This window comes from Streptomyces fructofermentans (assembly GCF_014651055.1).
Taxonomy (GTDB): domain Bacteria; phylum Actinomycetota; class Actinomycetes; order Streptomycetales; family Streptomycetaceae; genus Streptomyces; species Streptomyces fructofermentans.
Genome location: NZ_BMWD01000001.1, coordinates 416034 through 432134, shown reverse-complemented (window position 1 = coordinate 432134; position 16101 = coordinate 416034). Strand labels below are relative to the sequence as shown.

The following is a 16101-nucleotide window of genomic DNA, read 5'->3' as shown; positions in this document are numbered from 1 at the left end:
GATACCCACACAGCGCTAGTGATCATAACTATCCGTACCTGCGCATCGATCGGCGCACGGCCGCACAAGGGGGCGCATGGCCAATATGGTCGAGGCATGACGACCGAGCCTCTCTCCTTCCCGCGCCGACAGGCGCGCACCCTGCGCTTCACGCTCGGTGCGCCCCGCGCGTTCACCGTGGCGCCCGACGGTTCCCGCGTCGCCTTCCTGCGTTCCCCGTCCGGCACGGACCGGGTGAACCAGCTGTGGGTCCTCGACGTCGCGGACGGCGAGGAGCGCCTCGCCGCGGACCCGCGGACGCTCCTCGGGGGCGGCTCCGAGCGGCTGTCGGCCGCGGAGCGGGCCCGGCGCGAACGCAGCCGCGAGGGCGGCGCGGGCATCGTCGGCTACGCCACGGACGCGGCCGTGGAATTGGCCTCCTTCACCTTGTCGGGGCGGCTTTTCACGGCCGAGCTGAGGGCCGGCACCGCGCGCGAACTGCCCGTCCCCGGACCGGTGCTGGACCCGCGCCCCTCCCCGGACGGGCGTCTCGTCGCCTACGTGAGCGGCGGCGCGCTGCGCGTGGTGAGCGCCGAGGGCGAGGACGACCGGGCGCTCGCGGAACCCGAACGGGACACGGGCACGGACACCGTCACCTACGGTCTCGCCGAGTTCGTCGCGGCCGAGGAGATGGGCCGCTCGCGCGGCTTCTGGTGGTCCCCCGAGTCGGACCGGCTGCTGGTCGCGCGGGCCGACGACGCCCCTGTGAGCCGCTGGTGGATCTCCGATCCCGCGCATCCCGAGCGGCGGCCGCAGCAGGTCGCCTATCCGGCGGCCGGGACGGCGAACGCCGAGGTGCGGCTCTTCGTGCTCGACCTGTCCGGGGCCCGCACGGAGGTCGTCTGGGACCGGGCGCGCTACCCGTACCTGGCGCGAGTGCACTGGTCGGCGGCGGGTGCGCCGCTGCTCCTCGTCCAGGCGCGGGACCAGAACAGCCAGCTCTACCTGGCGGTCGACCCGGACACCGGGACGACTCGGATGGTGCACGCGGACGAAGATCCACAATGGCTTGATCTTTTCCCCGGCGTACCGGGTTGGACGCCGAGCGGGAACCTCGTGCGGATCGCCGACGAGGGCGGCGCACGCGTGCTCGCGGTCGGCGAACGCCCTTTGACGGGGCAGCAGTTGCACGTGCGCGCGGTGCTCGACATCTCGGACGAGGACGTGCTGGTGTCCGCCTCGGCGGGAGCCGCCGCGACCGACCCGGAGATCGGCGAGGTGCACGTGTACCGCGTCAACGACCTGGGCTGGGAGCGCATTTCGCAGGAGCCCGGGGTGCACTCGGCGGTGCGCGCGGGCGGTGTGACCGTGCTCGTCTCGGCGGTGCCCGGCCGGCCGGGCACCGCGGTGCGGCTGCTGCGCGACAGCAAGCGCCCGCTGAGCGTGGTCTCGCACGCCGCCGACCCGGGCCTGACCCCGCGGGTGACGCTCACGGAGGCGGGCGAGCGGCGCGTGCCGTGCGCCGTGGTCCTCCCCACCGGCTGGACGGAGGGCCCGCTGCCCGTCCTGATGGACCCGTACGGGGGACCGCACGGGCAGCGCGTGCTCGCCGCGCACAACGCCTATCTGACCCCGCAGTGGTTCGCCGACCAGGGCTTCGCCGTGGTGGTCGCGGACGGGCGGGGCATGCCGGGCCGTTCGCCGGCCTGGGAGAAGGCGGTCAGGCACGATCTGGCGGCGGTCGTCCTGGAGGACCAGGTCCACGCGCTCCACGCGCTCGCGGAACGCTTCCCGCTGGACCTGACCCGGGTCGCGATCCGCGGCTGGTCGTTCGGCGGCTACCTCGCGGGGCTCGCCGCGCTGCGCCGGCCCGACGTCTTCCACGCGGCGGTGGTGGGCGCGCCGGTCACCGACCAGCGGCTGTACGACACCCACTACACGGAGCGGTACCTCGGCGATCCGAACCGGCAGCCCGAGGTGTACGCCGCGAACTCCCTGATCGACGACGACGGCCTGGTCGGGGCCGTCGAGCCGGCCCGCCCGATGATGATCGTGCACGGCCTCGCCGACGACAACGTGGTGGTCGCGCACTCCCTGCGGCTGTCGTCCGCGCTGCTGGCGGCGGGCCGTCCGCACGAGGTGCTGCCGCTGTCGGGGGTCACGCACATGACGCCGCAGGAGCAGGTCGCCGAGAACCTGCTGCTGCTCCAGGTGGACTTCCTGAAACGCTCGCTGGGGCTGTCCTGACGCGGAGCCGCCACCGCGCGGCCGGGGGCGGACATGCGACCGGCCGGGGAGACATGGTGCCCCCGGCCGGTCTACGGCACCCGCACGGCCGTACGCCGCTCAGACTGACGCGTCCGTATATCGGCAGAGGGTCGGCGGAGTTGCCTGCGTGTTAACGAAGTTGATACGCATTTTTCATCCTATTCCGCACCGTCCGCGGGCTCTGCGGGCTTCTCGGCCTCCTCGGGCGGTACGACCTGCTTCTCCTCGGCGAAGTGGCACGCCGAGTCGTGGGCGGCGGGACCGGCCCCGTACCGGAACTCCGCGGGCACCGCGAGCAGCGGCACCTCCTGCGCGCACCGCTCCTGCGCCTTCCAGCAGCGGGTGCGGAAGCGGCAGCCGGAGGGCACGTTCGCCGGTGAGGGCACGTCGCCGAAGAGGATGATCCGCTCCCGGTGCTCGCGGGCCTCCGGGTCCGGCACGGGCACCGCGGACAGCAGGGCCTGCGTGTACGGGTGCGTCGGGTGGTCGTAGATCTCGGCGTCCCTGCCGATCTCCACGATCCGCCCGAGGTACATGACGCCCACCCGGTCGGAGATGTGCCGCACGATCGACAGGTCGTGCGCGATGAAGACGTAGCTCAGGCTGAACTCGCTCTGGAGCCGGTCGAGCAGGTTGATCACCTGCGCCTGCACCGACACGTCGAGGGCCGACACCGGCTCGTCCGCGACGATGATCTCGGGGCGCAGGGCGAGGCCGCGCGCGATGCCGATGCGCTGGCGCTGCCCGCCGGAGAACTGGTGCGGGTAGCGGTTGATGTACTCCGGGTTGAGCCCCACCACGTCCAGCAGGTCCTGGACCTTGCGGCGGCGGTCGCCCTTCGGCGCGACCTCGGGGTGGATCTCGTACGGCTCACCGATGATGTCGCCGACCGTCATCCTCGGGTTGAGCGAGGTGTACGGGTCCTGGAAGACCATCTGGATGTTGCGGCGGACGGCCTTCAGGGCGCGGCCCGACAGCTTGGTGATGTCCTCGCCCTTGTACTTGATCGCCCCTTCGGTCGGCCGCTCCAGGTTGACGAGCATCCGGGCGACGGTCGACTTGCCGCAGCCGGACTCGCCGACGATGCCGAGGGTCTCCCCCGCGCCGAGCGCGAAGTCGACGCCGTCGACCGCGCGGACCTCCCCCACGTGCTTCTTGAACACAATGCCCCGGGTCAGCGGGTAGTGCTTGACCAGCCCGCTGACCTCAAGAATCGCCTCAGGCACGGGGGCCTCCGGAACTGGCTGCGGCATCCAGCGTCTCCCTCCAGAAGAAGCAGGCGCTCCTGCGGTCCTCGTCCACCTCGGCCAGCGGGGGCACCTCGGCGCGGCAGATGTCCTGGGCGAACGGGCAGCGCGGGTTGAAGGCGCAGCCCGGCGGGATGTTCATCAGGTTCGGCGGCAGGCCCTTGATGGCGTACAGCTCCTGGCCCTTCTGGTCGAGGCGCGGGATCGACTCCAGCAGGCCCTTCGTGTACGGGTGCGCCGGAGCCTTGTAGATGTCGTGGACGGGGGCCGACTCGACGATCCGGCCCGCGTACATCACGGCGATCCGGTCGGCGACGTCCGCGACGACTCCGAGGTCGTGGGTGATGAGGATCAGGCCCATGCTGAGTTCGCGCTGCAACTCGGCGAGCAGGTCCATCACCTGGGCCTGGACGGTGACGTCGAGCGCGGTGGTCGGCTCGTCGGCGATGATCAGCGCGGGCTCCAGGGCCAGCGCCATGGCGATCATGATGCGCTGGCGCATGCCGCCGGAGAACTGGTGCGGGTAGTCGCCGACGCGGGCCGCCGCGCCGGGGATGCGCACCCGGTCCATCAGTTCGATCGCCTTGGCCCTGGCGTCCTTGCGCGACATCCCCCGGTGGACGGTGAACATCTCGCCGAGCTGGGCGCCGACGCTGAGCACCGGGTTCAGGGAGGACAGCGCGTCCTGGAAGATCATCGCCATCTTCGCGCCGCGCACCTTGCGGCGCTCCTCCTCCTTGTACTTCAGGAGGTCCTCGCCCTGGAACAGGATCTCGCCGGACGTGATCCGGCCCGGCGGCGTGTCGAGGATGCCCATCACGGCCTGCGCGGTCACGGACTTGCCGGAGCCCGACTCGCCGAGCACGGCGAGCGTCTCTCCCTCGTCCACGCTGTACGTGACGCCGTTGACGGCCTTGGCCACTCCGTCCCGGGTCCTGAACTCCACGTGCAGATCACGCACTTCGAGCAGCACGGCGGTCACCTCAGCTTCGGGTCGAGGGCGTCGCGCACCGCGTCGCCGAGCATGATGAACGCGAGGACGGTCACGGCCAGCGCGCCGGCCGGCCACAGCAGCGCGTGGGGGGCCGTGCGGATGTACTGGGAGGCCGAGGAGATGTCGATGCCCCAGCTCACCGTGGGCGGCTTCAGTCCGACGCCGAGGTAGGAGAGGGTCGCCTCAAGCGAGATGTACGTGCCGAGCGCGATGGTCGCCACGACGATGACGGGCGCGATCGCGTTGGGCATGATGTGCCGCAGCAGCATCCGCGAGTTGGAGGCGCCGAGGGCGCGGGCGGCCTGGACGTAGTCGTTCTGCCGGGTGGTGATCACCGATCCGCGCGCGATGCGCGAGATCTGCGGCCAGCCGAGCAGCACCATGAACCCGATCACGGGCCAGACGGTGGAGCTGGTGACCACGGACAGCAGCACGAGTCCGCCGAGGACGACGGGGATCGCGAAGAAGATGTCGGTGATCCGGGACAGGACCGCGTCCCCGGCCCCTCCGAAGAACCCGGCGAGCCCGCCGAGCACCGAGCCGAGGATCGCGACGCCGAGCGTGGCGCACACGCCCACCGTGACGGACACCCGCGCCCCGTACACGGTCCTCGTGTAGACGTTGCAGCCCTGGCCGTTGTAGCCGAAGGGGGCGCCGGGCTGGGAGCCCTCCTGGGCCTTGGACAGGTCGCACTGCAGGGGGTTGCCCGAGGCGATCGACCCGGGCCACAGGGAGATGAAGACCAGGAAGAGGATGGCGAGCCCCGAGATGATGAAGACGGGGTTGCGCCGCAGGTCCCGCCAGGCGTCGGACCACAGCGAGCGGGGCTTGCCCTCGGGCCCGCTCTCGGGTGCGTCGAGCCGCTTCTCCAGGGACTCGCCCTCCTGCGCGGCGAGGTCCATCGTGCCGTCCAGGCCCGTCGCCGCGATGGCGCCGTCCTCCGCGGCACGGTCCCCGCCCGAGATGTGCGGCTCCGGCGGCATGGGTTCAGGCATAGCGGATCCTCGGGTCGAGTACGGCGTACAGGAGGTCGACCAGCAGGTTGGCCACCAGGAAGACGAGGACGAGGATGGTCACGAAGCCGACGACGGTCTGCGTGTTCTGGCGCAGGATGCCCTGGTAGAGCTGGTAGCCGACGCCGTGGATGTTGAAGATGCGCTCGGTGACGATGGCTCCGCCCATCAGCGCGCCGATGTCCGTGCCGATGAAGGTGACGACCGGGATCAGCGAGTTGCGCAGCAGGTGGCGGGTGATGACCCGGCGCCGGGGCAGGCCCTTGGCGATGGCCGTGCGCACGTAGTCGGCGCGGCGGTTCTCGGCGATGGACGTACGGGTCAGCCGGGTCACGTACGCGAGCGAGACGGACGCGAGCACGAGGCCCGGCACGATCAGCTCGTCGAAGGGGGCCTCCGTCGAGACGGACGGGCTGATCCAGCCCCACTCGACGCCGAGCAGCAGCTGGAGCAGCAGACCGGTGACGAAGGTCGGCACCGAGATGACGACCAGGGTCAGCAGCAGGACGCCGGTGTCGATCGGGCGGCCGCGGCGCAGACCGGTGACGACGCCCAGGGTGATGCCGATGACGATCTCGAAGAGGATCGCCACGATCGTCAGCCGGACGGTGACCGGGAAGGCGCTCGCCATCAGCTCGGTGACCTCCTGCCCGTTGAACGCGGTGCCGAAGTCGCCGGTGAAGACGTTGCCCATGTAGGTCGCGTACTGCTGCCACAGGGGCTTGTCGAGGCCGAACTCCTTGCGCAGCTGGGTGGCCGTGGCGGGGTCGCACTGCCGTTCGCCGCACAGGCCCGCGATGGGGTCGCCCATCACGTTCACCATCAGGAAGATCAACAGGGTGGCGCCGAAGAAGACCGGGATCATCTGCAGCAGACGCCGGATCACATACCGTCCCATGAGGGCTCCGGAGGTAGATGGGGGCACCCCGCCCGGGCGGGGTGCCCCCGCGGCTCAGCTGACCTTGATCTCGTTGTAGACGGGGAGGCTGAACGGGTTCAGCGCCACATCCGAGAGCCTCGACGCGTAGCCGGCGCTGCCGTTCTGGTACCAGAGCGGAATGGCGCCCATGTCGTCCCGCAGGACCTCCTCGGCCTGCTGGAAGAGGCTGACGGCCTTGGCCCGGTCGCTCTCGGCGTTCGCCTCGTTGACGAGCTTGTCGAACTCGGGGCTGGACCACTTGCCGTCGTTGGAGGAGGCGTTGGTGTAGTAGAGCGGCTGGAGGAAGTTCTGGATCAGCGGGTAGTCCATCTGCCAGCCGGCCCGGAACGGGCCGTTCATCTTGAGCTGCGTGATCTGGTTGCGGAAGTCCGCGAAGGTGCCGACGGGGTTGCCCACGCAGGCCTTGTCGTTGCCGAGCGCGTTGTTGATCGAGTTGCACACGGCGTCCACCCACTCCTTGTGGGAGCCGGTGTCCGCGTTGTACGAGATCTTGACCTGGCCGCCGGGCAGGCCGCCGCCCTCCTCGATCAGCTTCTTGGCCTCGTCGGGGTCGTACTCGCAGGCGTCTCCGCAGAGCCCTTCCTTGAAGCCGCCGTCCTCGCCGAGCACGGGCGAGGTCCAGTCGCTGGCGGGCGTCCGGGTCTTCTGGAAGATCGTGTCGGTGATCTGGTCCCGGTTGATCGCGCGGGACAGGCCCGTGCGGACCTTCTCCATGCCGGGCTTGTCCCAGGCCTTGTCGTAGAACGGGAAGGCCAGGGTCTGGATGATGCCCGCGGGGGTGTTGATGTACCGGCCGTCGAGGTCGGCCTTGGCGTTGCCGAGCTGCGAGGCGGGCACGTCGTCGACCAGGTCGAGGTTGCCGGCGATGAGGTCCGTGTAGGCGGTGTTGTTGTCGGTGTAGACCTTGAGGTCGACGCCGCCGTTCTCGGCCTTGTCCTCGCCCGGGTAGTCGTCCCACTTGCGAAGCTTCATCTCCGAGCCCTTGGTGTACGTGTCGACGACGTACGGCCCGTTGCCGATCGGCTTCGAGAGCCAGGCCGCGTGGTCGTCGAAGAACGCCTTGGGCAGCGGCGAGTAGGCCGAGTACCCGAGGGTGTCGGGGAAGGTCGAGAACTTCTGGTTGAGCTTGACCGTGAAGGTGTTGTCGCCGGTGACCTTGAGACCCGAGAGGGTCTCGGCCTTCTGGTCGCTGCCGTCCTCGGGGTGGACCTGGTCGTAGCCGTCGATGTAGCCGAAGAAGTACGCGTTCTTCTGGTTGTTCTTGAGGCTGGCGCCGTAGTTCCAGGCGTTCACGAAGGACTCGGCGGTGACGTCCTCGCCGTTGCTGAACTTCCAGCCGGTCTTGACGGTGACGGTGAAGTTCTGCGAGTCCGTGGTCTCGATCTTCTCGGCCAGCATGTCCTCGGCCGCGCCGGTCTTGGCGTTGTACCGCTTCAGGCCCCGGAAGACCATGTCGAGGACCTTGCCGCCCTGGACCTCGTTGGTGTTGGCGGGCTCCAGAGGGTTCTGCGGGTCACCCCACGAGGAGCTCAGGACCCCGGTGCCGTCGCCGTCGCCGCCGCCGCTGTCGCCGTCACCGCCGCAGGCCGTCGCGGCGAGCGCTACCGCCGCCGCGCATGCGGCCCATTTGGCGTGTGTGGCTCCACGCATGGAGTGCCTCCTCAATGTGCGCTGTGGCCCGGCGCCGAACGCTGTGCCCTTTAGCGTCAATATCGGCGTATAAGGTTCACGGCGCACATTTACTCCACCCTTCCGGGTGGCCCGGGCGCCCGGCGGGGCCGCGCCGGTCCCGGCGCGCGTGCCCTCGGCGCGACGTGGGCCGCGCCCCTCGCCCGCACCGACGGGACGGTCGGCCGGGAGGCGCGGCGGGCGCGCCGGGGGTGCCCGGAGGCCCGACCGGGCCCGCCCGCGGTCCGGTCACCGCGCGCCTCACCCGCACGGCGGAAACCGGGGCGCGGGCGGAACGGCCCGCGCCCGCCGCCCGGGACTCCGGACAGCGGGCGGGAGGCGGGAAGCCGGCGGGCGGAAGGGCGGGAGGCGGGGGCAGGGGCAGGGGCCGAGGCGCGGCAGGGGTGTCCGCCGGAGGCCGTCGTGGCCGGTGGCACCCCCCGAGGGTGGGGGCCGCTACTCGCCGGGCGTGGCGGGGGCGTCGGTCACGGTGTCCGAGTCCCCGCGCTCCACGCAGAACTCGTTGCCCTCGGGGTCGGCCAGGGTCACCCAGCCCCGCCCGTCGGGCCGGGTCCTGTCCGCGACCAGCCGGGCCCCGAGGGCGAGCGCCCGCTCGACCTCGGCCGCCCTGGTGCGGCCTCGCGGGCGCAGGTCGAAGTGGATGCGGTTCTTGACGGTCTTGCCCTCGGGGACCCGGACGAAGAGCAGCGTCGGGCCGCCGTCGGGGTCGCGCAGTACGGCCTCCGGGTCGCCCGGCTTGTCGTCGTCGGCCAGCGGCCGGCCGAGCAGCTCGCTCCAGAACAGGCCGAGGTCGTACGGGTCCTCGGCGCAGTCGAAGGTGATGTTGTGGATGGTGGGGTTCAACTGGCTCCTCCAGGGGCCTTCGCGGCGCCCGAGGGCCGGACGCCGGATCGTCCGTCGCCGGCGGGCGGGACGGAGCGGTGGGTGACGCGCGTCGGCGGGGCCTGCCCGGGCGGTACGCCGGGCGCCGCCCGGGACCGTCCGCCGACCGTGTGGCGGCGCGCGTCGCCGCAGGGGAGCATGTCCCACCGCCGGTGCGGTGTCGAACCGTTTACGCCCCCGCCGACCGGCCCCGACTCCCTTGCCCGGGCCGGGTGTTCGGGCCGGGTGTTCGGAGCCGGCGGCGAACGACGGCAGGGACCGCCGGGGCCCGCCGGTTCCGGGGCGCAGGCCTCGTCCCGACGCCCCGCCCTGCCGCCCCGCCCCGCCCCGCCCCAGCGCCCCGGAGGGCACGTACGCCACCCGCACAGGACCGTACGCACCCGCGCCGGACCGCGGGACCGAACCCCCGGGCCGGACCCGTGGGCCGGACCCGTGGGCCGCCTTCGCGGGACCGGAGGCGGCCCGGGGGCGTCGGCCCGCGCACGGCCGCGCGGAGCGGGCGGGTAGCGCGGGCGGGAACGACACGGGACCGGGGCGGGGACATGTCGTCCCCGCCCCGGTCCCGTTGCCGCAGGTGCGCCCCGGGCGCCCGCCGGCGCGTGGCGCGCCGGGCGTCCCGGAGGGCTCGTGCGCGGCCCCCGCTCCCCCGCGGAGGGTGCCGCGCGGGCACCTACTCCTTGCCGGTGTCCGTGCCCGCCTCCGTGCCGGTCTCGCCCTCCAGCGCCGCCAGGGCCGGGTCCAGGACGATGTCCTCGCCGCGGGACTCGGTGGTCGGGTCCTCCGGGAAGTGGCAGGCCGACAGGTGGCCCTCACGGTTGCCCGAGAGCTGGATCAGCGGGGGCTCCTCCGTCGCGCACTTGTCCTGCGCCTTCCAGCAGCGGGTGCGGAAGCGGCAGCCGGACGGCGGGAAGATCGGCGACGGGACGTCGCCGGACAGGCGGATCCGCTCGCGGTCCTCGGCGTCGTCGTCCACGCTGACCTCGGGAACCGCTGAGAGCAGGGCGTGGGTGTACGGGTGGCGGGGCCGGTTGTAGATGGAGTCCCGGTCGCCGACCTCCACGATCTTGCCGAGGTACATCACCGCGACGCGCTGCGAGAAGTGCCGCACGATCGCGAGGTCGTGGGCGATGAAGAGGAAGGCGATGCCCATCTCTTCCTGGACCTTCTGCAGCAGGTTGACGACCTGCGCCTGGATCGACACGTCGAGCGCGGAGACCGGCTCGTCGGCGACGATCAGCTTCGGCTTGAGCGCGAGGGCCCGCGCCACACCGATGCGCTGCCGCTGGCCGCCCGAGAACTCGTGCGGGAAGCGGTTGTAGTGCTCGGGGTTGAGGCCGACCAGTTCGAGCAGCTCGCGGACGCGCTTCTCGCGGCCGCCCGCCGGGTTGATCCCGTTGATCTCCATCGGCGACTTGATGATCGTGCCGACCGTCTGCCGCGGGTTGAGCGACGAGTACGGGTCCTGGAAGATCATCTGGATCTCGGAGCGCACCGGAGCGATCTGCTTGCGCGAGGCGTGCGTGATGTCCTGGCCCGAGTAGGTGATGCGGCCCGCGGTCGGCTCCAGCAGGCGCGTGATGAGCCGGCCGGCCGTCGACTTGCCGCAGCCCGACTCGCCGACCAGGCCGACGCTCTCGCCGACGCCGATGTCCAGGTCGATCCCGTCGACGGCCTGGACGGCACCGACCTTCCGCTTGATCGGGAAGCCGCCGTAGATCGGGAAGTGCTTCTTCAGGCCTTCGATCTTGAGGAGCGTCTCGCGCGCCGTGTCGGTGGAGCCCTGCTGTGCGGGGAGTGTGAGGTTCTCGCTCATGTCTCGGAATCTCCCTAGCGCAGCCGGGGCTTGATGGTGTCGATGAAGATGGTCTGCTTCTGCTCGGCCGTCAGGTGGCACGCCGAGGCCCGACCCTCCGCCAGCGACGGCCGCTCGTTCACGCAGCGGCTGCCGATCTGCTCCTGGTAGGCGCAGCGCGGGTGGAAGGGGCATCCCGACGGGGGGTTGAGCAGGGAGGGGGGCGAACCGGGGATGGGCGTGAGCATCTCGTGGATGTCCCCGTCCAGGCGCGGCATGGACGTGAGCAGACCCCACGTGTAGGGGTGCCGGGGCGCGCCCAGCACCTCGCGGACGGTGCCGCGCTCCACGGCCCGGCCCGCGTACATCACCAGCAGGTCGTCGGCCATGTTGCCGATGACGCCGAGGTCGTGGGTGATGAAGATGATCGCGGAGCCGAACTCCTGCTGGAGGTCCTTGAGGAGGTCGAGGATCTGCGCCTGCACCGTGACGTCGAGCGCGGTGGTCGGCTCGTCGGCGATCAGGAGGTCCGGGTCGCACATCAGCGCCATGGCGATCATCGCGCGCTGGCGCATGCCGCCGGAGAACTGGTGCGGGTAGTCGTCGAAGCGCACCTTGGGCTGCGGGATGCCGACCTTCTCCAGCATCTGGATGGCCCGGCTCTTCGCCTCCTTCTTGGAGGCGCCGGTGTGCTTCATGTACGGCTCGGAGAGCTGCCGGCCCACGGTGTAGTACGGCGACAGGGCCGTCAGCGGGTCCTGGAAGATCATCGCCATCTTGTTGCCGCGGAGCTGCTCCAGCTCCTTCTCCGTGGCGGTGACGAGCTCCTTGCCGTCGAGGACGATCTCGCCCTCGACGGTGGTGCTGCGCGGGTTGTGCAGACCGAGCACCGTCAGGTTGGTGACGGACTTGCCCGAGCCGGACTCGCCGACGATGCCCAGGGTCTTGCCGCGCTCGACATCGAAGGAGAGGCCGTCGACCGCCTTGACGATGCCGTCCTCGGTGGAGAACTGCACCTTCAGATCGCGGACCGAGAGAAAGCTCTCCGGCCCGGTCGGGGCCGGGGCGTCCTCGGTCTTGGTCAGTGTGGTCACGGTGGTTCGTTCTTCCTAGGAGAGCCGGACGCGCGGGTCGATGTACGCGTACACGATGTCGACGAGGATGTTCAGGACCAGGATGAAGAAGGCCCCGAACAGCATGACGCCCATCGTCAGCGGGAGGTCCTTGGTGACCGCGCCGTCCACGGCCAGCCGGCCGATGCCCTGCAGCGAGAAGGTCAGTTCGGTGACGACACCGCCGCCGAGCAGGGCGCTGATGTCGATGCCGAGGACCGTGACGATCGGGATCAGCGAGCCGCGCCAGGCGTAGCGGAAGAAGACGTACTTCTTCGACATGCCCTTCGCCCGGGCGGTGCGCACGTGCTCCTCGGCGAGCTGCTCGATCATCGAGGCGCGCGCCATACGCGTGTACTGCGCGGTGAAGATGGTGGCCATCACGACCATCGGGATGGAGAGTCCGACCAGCCATCCGACCGGGTCCTCGGTGAACGGGACGTACTTGGGGTCCTCCATCCACCCGGTGCTGTAGACGAGGATCGTCAGCACGATCGGGCCGAGGAAGTAGATCTGGAACGAGCTGAGCACCATGGACGTGCCGGTGGCGACCTTGTCCACCATGGAGCCGCGCCGGTAGGCGGCGAGCATGCCCGCGCCGAGGCCCACGACCAGGAAGACCACGATGGCGCCGGCGGTCAGCGAGAGGGTCAGCGGGAAGCGGTCCATGATCGTGTCCCAGACGAAGTCGCCCGAGTAGAACGACTGCCCGAGGCAGGGGGCCGCGCAGTGGCCGTCGGGGAAGTCACGGCCGACCACGATGCCGGACATGAACTCCCAGAACTGCTTGGCGACCGGCTCGTTGAGTCCCAGCGCCTGGCGGATGTCCTCCAGTCGCGCGGGAGAGCAGTCCTTGCCGCAGGCCAGCGAGGCGTAGTCGGAGGGCGCGGCGACGAACAGGAAGAACGTGGCGGCACCGATGAGGAACAGGGTGACGACGGCACCGACCGTACGCCGGAGGATGAACTGAAGCATGGCGGGGAGGCTGCTCTCTGCGGAGGCGGTGGGCGGTTTCACGGAACCGCGGGAGTGCGCTCCGCCTGGTGCGCACTCCCGCGATCAGCCGTAGAGAGCTACGACTTCAGGAACAGGCGGGTGACGTCGATGTAGCTCGACTCGGTGCTGTAGCGGGCACCGCCGATGTTCGAACCGTAGAGCTGGAACTGCTTGGTGTACCAGAGCGGGGCGCTCGGGTTGATCTCCTCGAGGATGTAGTGCTGCGCTTCCCTCCAGGTCGCGGCGGCCTCGGTCGGCTCCTGCGAGAGGGCCTTCTTGATGAGCTCCTGGACCTTCGGGTCGTTGATGTGCGAGTAGTTCGGCGCACCGTCGGCGACCTGGTCACCGTCGTAGATCGGCGTGACGACCGTGCCGGGCGACGGCCAGTCCTGGCCCCAGCCCGAGACGTACATGTCGTACGGGTTCTTGAGCTTGCCGATCTGCTCGTAGTAGCTCGCCGAGTCGATCTCCTTGGAGACGACCTCGATGCCGACCTTGCTCAGGGCGTCCTCGATGGCGACCTTGCGCTTCTGGCCCTGCTCGGTGTTGCCGTAGGCGAAGACGAGCTTCTTCTCGGCGGCGGGAACGTCCTTGAGGAGCTCCTTGGCCTTCTCGATGTTGCCGGACGGCGTCTTCAGACGGCCGTACGGGTCGTACTTGGCCTCGTAGCCCGGCAGGGTCGGGGCGAAGAGGTTCGGGGCCACGTCGCCGCCGTACGCGCCACCCTCACCGGCGATGAGGGACTTGGAGTTGATCGCGTAGGTGACGGCGTCACGGACCGCCTTGTTCTTCACGCGGTCCAGGTTGAAGGTCAGCGTCATGACGTAGGGCTGGTAGCCCTTGATCGTGCGCTTGTTGACCGCCGGGTCGTTGATGACGTCCTGGATCTGCGTGGCGTCGACGGAGCCCGTGAACTGGATGGCGCTCTTGGCGGCACCCTGGTCCGAGATCAGTCGCTTGGTCTGGGTCGACTCGGTGACGCCGAAGTCGAAGTTGAAGCCGTCCACGTACTGGTGGCGCACGGAGTCGGTCTTCGGGTCCCAGTTCTCGTTCTTGACGAGCTTGAGGGTCTTGCCGACCTTGTACTCGGAGATCTTGTACGGGCCGGTCGAGACCGGGGCCTTGTCGTACTTCGCCTTGGTGTCGGACTTCTCCGTGACGACGGAGTAGCCGGGCATCGCGAGCGTCTGCGGGAGGTCCGGACGCGCGGTGTCGAAGTGGAAGACGACGGTCTTGTCGTCCGGGGTCTCCAGGACCGAGTCCGGCAGGTGCTTCTTGCCGAAGCCGCCGTCCGGCAGCGCCTCGCGGTACTTGGCACCGCTCAGCCAGGTCTGCAGGTAGGTCGGGCCGTCGAAGATGAACTCGGCGTACAGGCGCTCGACGGAGTGGCGGATGTCGGCCGAGGTGATCTCGACGCCGTTCTCGTCCTTGATCCCGTCCTTCAGCGTGAAGGTCCAGGTCTTGCCGCCGTCGGAGGACTTGCCCGAGTCGGTGGCGAGGTCGCCGACGACCGAGACGTTGCCCTTGCCGTCCTCCTCGAAGTTGGTCAGACCGCGGTAGAGCAGGTTGGCGACCTGGCCGGCGTCGGAGACGTAGATCTGGCCCGGGTCCAGGTGCGAGAGGCCCGCCTCCTGGTAGACCTGGATCGTGCCGCCGCTCTTGGCTCCGGCGACCTCTTCGGCGGGGCCGGTGGAAGCGGCCGCGTCACCGTAGGTGACCGACTTGGACTGGGTCGCGGCCTCCTTCTGGTCCTTCTTGGAGTCCTTGCCCGAGCTGCTGCCCTTGTTCTCCGAGCATCCGGTGAGCGCGAGGGAGCCGGCTGCGATGGCGACCACGATTGCGGTGGCTCTGCGCGAGGTGAGCGACTTCATAACGGTGTATGCACCTACCTGTCGGTTGTTATCCATGAGTACTGCCTGACGCGGCTGGTAGGCCGACGCGGGGGCGGCAGTCACCCCCCACCAATGGACGGTTCAGCGCCCGGACTTGGGGTCGAAGGCATCCCGTACGGAGTCTCCGAGGAGGTTGAAGCACAGGATGAAGATCACCAACGCCGTTCCCGGGAAGAACATGAACGCCGGGTCCTGCTCGGCGTACTTGGCGCCGGCTGCGAACAGGCGTCCCCAGTCCGGGGTCGGTTCGACGAACCCGACTCCGGCGAAGGAGAGGAAGGCGATGGTGAGGATGGTGCTGGGGAGCTGGTACGTGAACTGCACCAGGATCGGTGAGACGACGTTGGGCAGGACCTCCTTGCGGACGATCCGCCACGGCGAGGCCCCCGAGACCTTGGCGGCCTCCACGAACTCACGCTCGCGCAGGGACAGGACGGTGGAGCGCACGAGTCGCGCCATACCCATCCAGCCCAGCACCCACAGCACGATGAGGATGGCCACGGCCCGGAAGTACGTGGGCGTCTCCTCCCGCGGGTCCACGAAGAACGCGGTCACCACGGGCATGAAGGCGATGAAGAACAGCTGCTGCGGGAACGAGAGGAAGAAGTCGGTGACGCGGCCGATCCAGTAGTCGGTGCGACCGCCGAAGTATCCGCCGATCAGACCGATGACGACACCGGTGAGCATGACCAGCACGGTCACACCGAGTGCCATCAGCAGCGACGTGCGCATGCCGTACAGCAGCATGGCGAACAGGTCGCGGCCGTACTGCGGTTCGACACCGAACCAGTGGTCGCCCGAGACGCCGCCCAGGTAGCCGAGCGGCAGCCCGAACTCGTCGAGGACGGGCGAGTCCGCGTACGTGGGGTCCTGCCCGTACAGCGTGTACGGGTTGGTCCCCGCGAGGGACACGAGCAACGGCGCGACGAGCGCGACCACGAAGTAGAAAATCACTACCGCGGCACAGATCATGCCGGTACGGTCACGCCTGAAGCGCTGCCACATCAGCTGGCCGGGGGAACGGCCCTCAAGCTTCTTGGGCTCGGCCTTCTCGGTGGTCGAGTCCAGCTCGGGGTCCAAGGCGACCGACGGCCCGGGGCCCTCGGCCTTGGTTGGACTGGTCATGTGTGTTCTTCCCCCGGGGGATGGAGAGTTGAGCGCAGCACAGATACCGGCAGGTTCTGTGGTTTCAGGGAACTTTCACCAAGTGGGTCAACGCGCGTCAAGGGCGGAAGGCATAGGGATCTCCCTACCGTCGATATTTTGAGCAAAAATTGCAGAGAATGACACCTACGCG

At 69.7% G+C, this 16101-nt stretch carries 12 protein-coding genes; 1 reads left to right on the top strand and 11 read right to left on the bottom strand.

Features of this window, described 5'->3' with window-relative positions; all coding sequences use genetic code 11:
• The first annotated feature begins 96 nt into the window (after nucleotides 1–96).
• Nucleotides 97–2226, top strand: a complete 2130-nt coding sequence (locus IE265_RS01755; RefSeq protein ID WP_190033461.1) for a S9 family peptidase — start codon at nucleotides 97–99, stop codon at nucleotides 2224–2226.
• Nucleotides 2227–2405: 179 nt separating this feature from the next.
• Here the strand turns inward: IE265_RS01755 and IE265_RS01750 are convergent, their stop codons facing one another.
• From IE265_RS01750 to IE265_RS01700, 11 genes are all read right to left on the bottom strand, one after another.
• Nucleotides 2406–3500, bottom strand: a complete 1095-nt coding sequence (locus IE265_RS01750) for an ABC transporter ATP-binding protein (RefSeq protein WP_190033460.1) — start codon at nucleotides 3498–3500, stop codon at nucleotides 2406–2408.
• The gene (locus tag IE265_RS01745) at nucleotides 3466–4467 is read right to left on the bottom strand and encodes an ABC transporter ATP-binding protein (protein WP_190033459.1); all 1002 of its coding nucleotides are present in this window, start codon (nucleotides 4465–4467) and stop codon (nucleotides 3466–3468) included. Before IE265_RS01745 ends, IE265_RS01750 begins: the two co-directional genes overlap by 35 nt.
• A gap of 5 nt (nucleotides 4468–4472) precedes the next feature.
• Nucleotides 4473–5483, bottom strand: a complete 1011-nt coding sequence (locus IE265_RS01740; protein ID WP_190033458.1) for an ABC transporter permease — start codon at nucleotides 5481–5483, stop codon at nucleotides 4473–4475.
• A complete protein-coding gene (locus IE265_RS01735; protein ID WP_190033457.1) occupies nucleotides 5476–6399 on the bottom strand; it encodes an ABC transporter permease in 924 nt (307 codons plus the stop codon). Before IE265_RS01735 ends, IE265_RS01740 begins: the two co-directional genes overlap by 8 nt.
• 54 nt (nucleotides 6400–6453) lie before the next feature.
• Nucleotides 6454–8091, bottom strand: a complete 1638-nt coding sequence (locus IE265_RS01730) for a peptide ABC transporter substrate-binding protein (RefSeq protein WP_190033456.1) — start codon at nucleotides 8089–8091, stop codon at nucleotides 6454–6456.
• Nucleotides 8092–8565: 474 nt separating this feature from the next.
• Nucleotides 8566–8973, bottom strand: a complete 408-nt coding sequence (locus IE265_RS01725; protein WP_190033455.1) for a VOC family protein — start codon at nucleotides 8971–8973, stop codon at nucleotides 8566–8568.
• Nucleotides 8974–9682: 709 nt separating this feature from the next.
• Nucleotides 9683–10825 carry an ABC transporter ATP-binding protein gene (locus IE265_RS01720; protein ID WP_190033454.1) on the bottom strand — a complete coding sequence of 381 codons (1143 nt, stop codon included), beginning with the start codon at nucleotides 10823–10825 and terminating at the stop codon, nucleotides 9683–9685.
• Nucleotides 10826–10839: 14 nt separating this feature from the next.
• On the bottom strand, nucleotides 10840–11898 hold the full coding sequence (locus tag IE265_RS01715) for an ABC transporter ATP-binding protein (RefSeq protein WP_190033453.1): 1059 nt from the start codon (nucleotides 11896–11898) through the stop codon (nucleotides 10840–10842).
• Between the two features lie 15 nt (nucleotides 11899–11913).
• Nucleotides 11914–12891, bottom strand: a complete 978-nt coding sequence (locus tag IE265_RS01710; RefSeq protein WP_190033452.1) for an ABC transporter permease — start codon at nucleotides 12889–12891, stop codon at nucleotides 11914–11916.
• Nucleotides 12892–12989: 98 nt separating this feature from the next.
• A complete protein-coding gene (locus IE265_RS01705) occupies nucleotides 12990–14783 on the bottom strand; it encodes an ABC transporter substrate-binding protein (protein ID WP_190033451.1) in 1794 nt (597 codons plus the stop codon).
• Nucleotides 14784–14885: 102 nt separating this feature from the next.
• A complete protein-coding gene (locus IE265_RS01700; RefSeq protein WP_190033450.1) occupies nucleotides 14886–15929 on the bottom strand; it encodes an ABC transporter permease in 1044 nt (347 codons plus the stop codon).
• Nucleotides 15930–16101: the final 172 nt, after the last annotated feature.

What these genes read in the sequence shown, in the direction of transcription:
- IE265_RS01700 (WP_190033450.1), bottom strand. Translation starts at nt 15,929, where the DNA reads ATGACCAGTCCAACCAAGGCCGAGGGCCCCGGGCCGTCGGTCGCCTTG.
- IE265_RS01755 (WP_190033461.1), top strand. Translation starts at nt 97, where the DNA reads ATGACGACCGAGCCTCTCTCCTTCCCGCGCCGACAGGCGCGCACCCTG.
- IE265_RS01730 (WP_190033456.1), bottom strand. Translation starts at nt 8,091, where the DNA reads ATGCGTGGAGCCACACACGCCAAATGGGCCGCATGCGCGGCGGCGGTA.
- IE265_RS01705 (WP_190033451.1), bottom strand. Translation starts at nt 14,783, where the DNA reads ATGAAGTCGCTCACCTCGCGCAGAGCCACCGCAATCGTGGTCGCCATC.
- IE265_RS01740 (WP_190033458.1), bottom strand. Translation starts at nt 5,483, where the DNA reads ATGCCTGAACCCATGCCGCCGGAGCCGCACATCTCGGGCGGGGACCGT.
- IE265_RS01735 (WP_190033457.1), bottom strand. Translation starts at nt 6,399, where the DNA reads ATGGGACGGTATGTGATCCGGCGTCTGCTGCAGATGATCCCGGTCTTC.
- IE265_RS01720 (WP_190033454.1), bottom strand. Translation starts at nt 10,825, where the DNA reads ATGAGCGAGAACCTCACACTCCCCGCACAGCAGGGCTCCACCGACACG.
- IE265_RS01710 (WP_190033452.1), bottom strand. Translation starts at nt 12,891, where the DNA reads ATGCTTCAGTTCATCCTCCGGCGTACGGTCGGTGCCGTCGTCACCCTG.
- IE265_RS01750 (WP_190033460.1), bottom strand. Translation starts at nt 3,500, where the DNA reads ATGCCGCAGCCAGTTCCGGAGGCCCCCGTGCCTGAGGCGATTCTTGAG.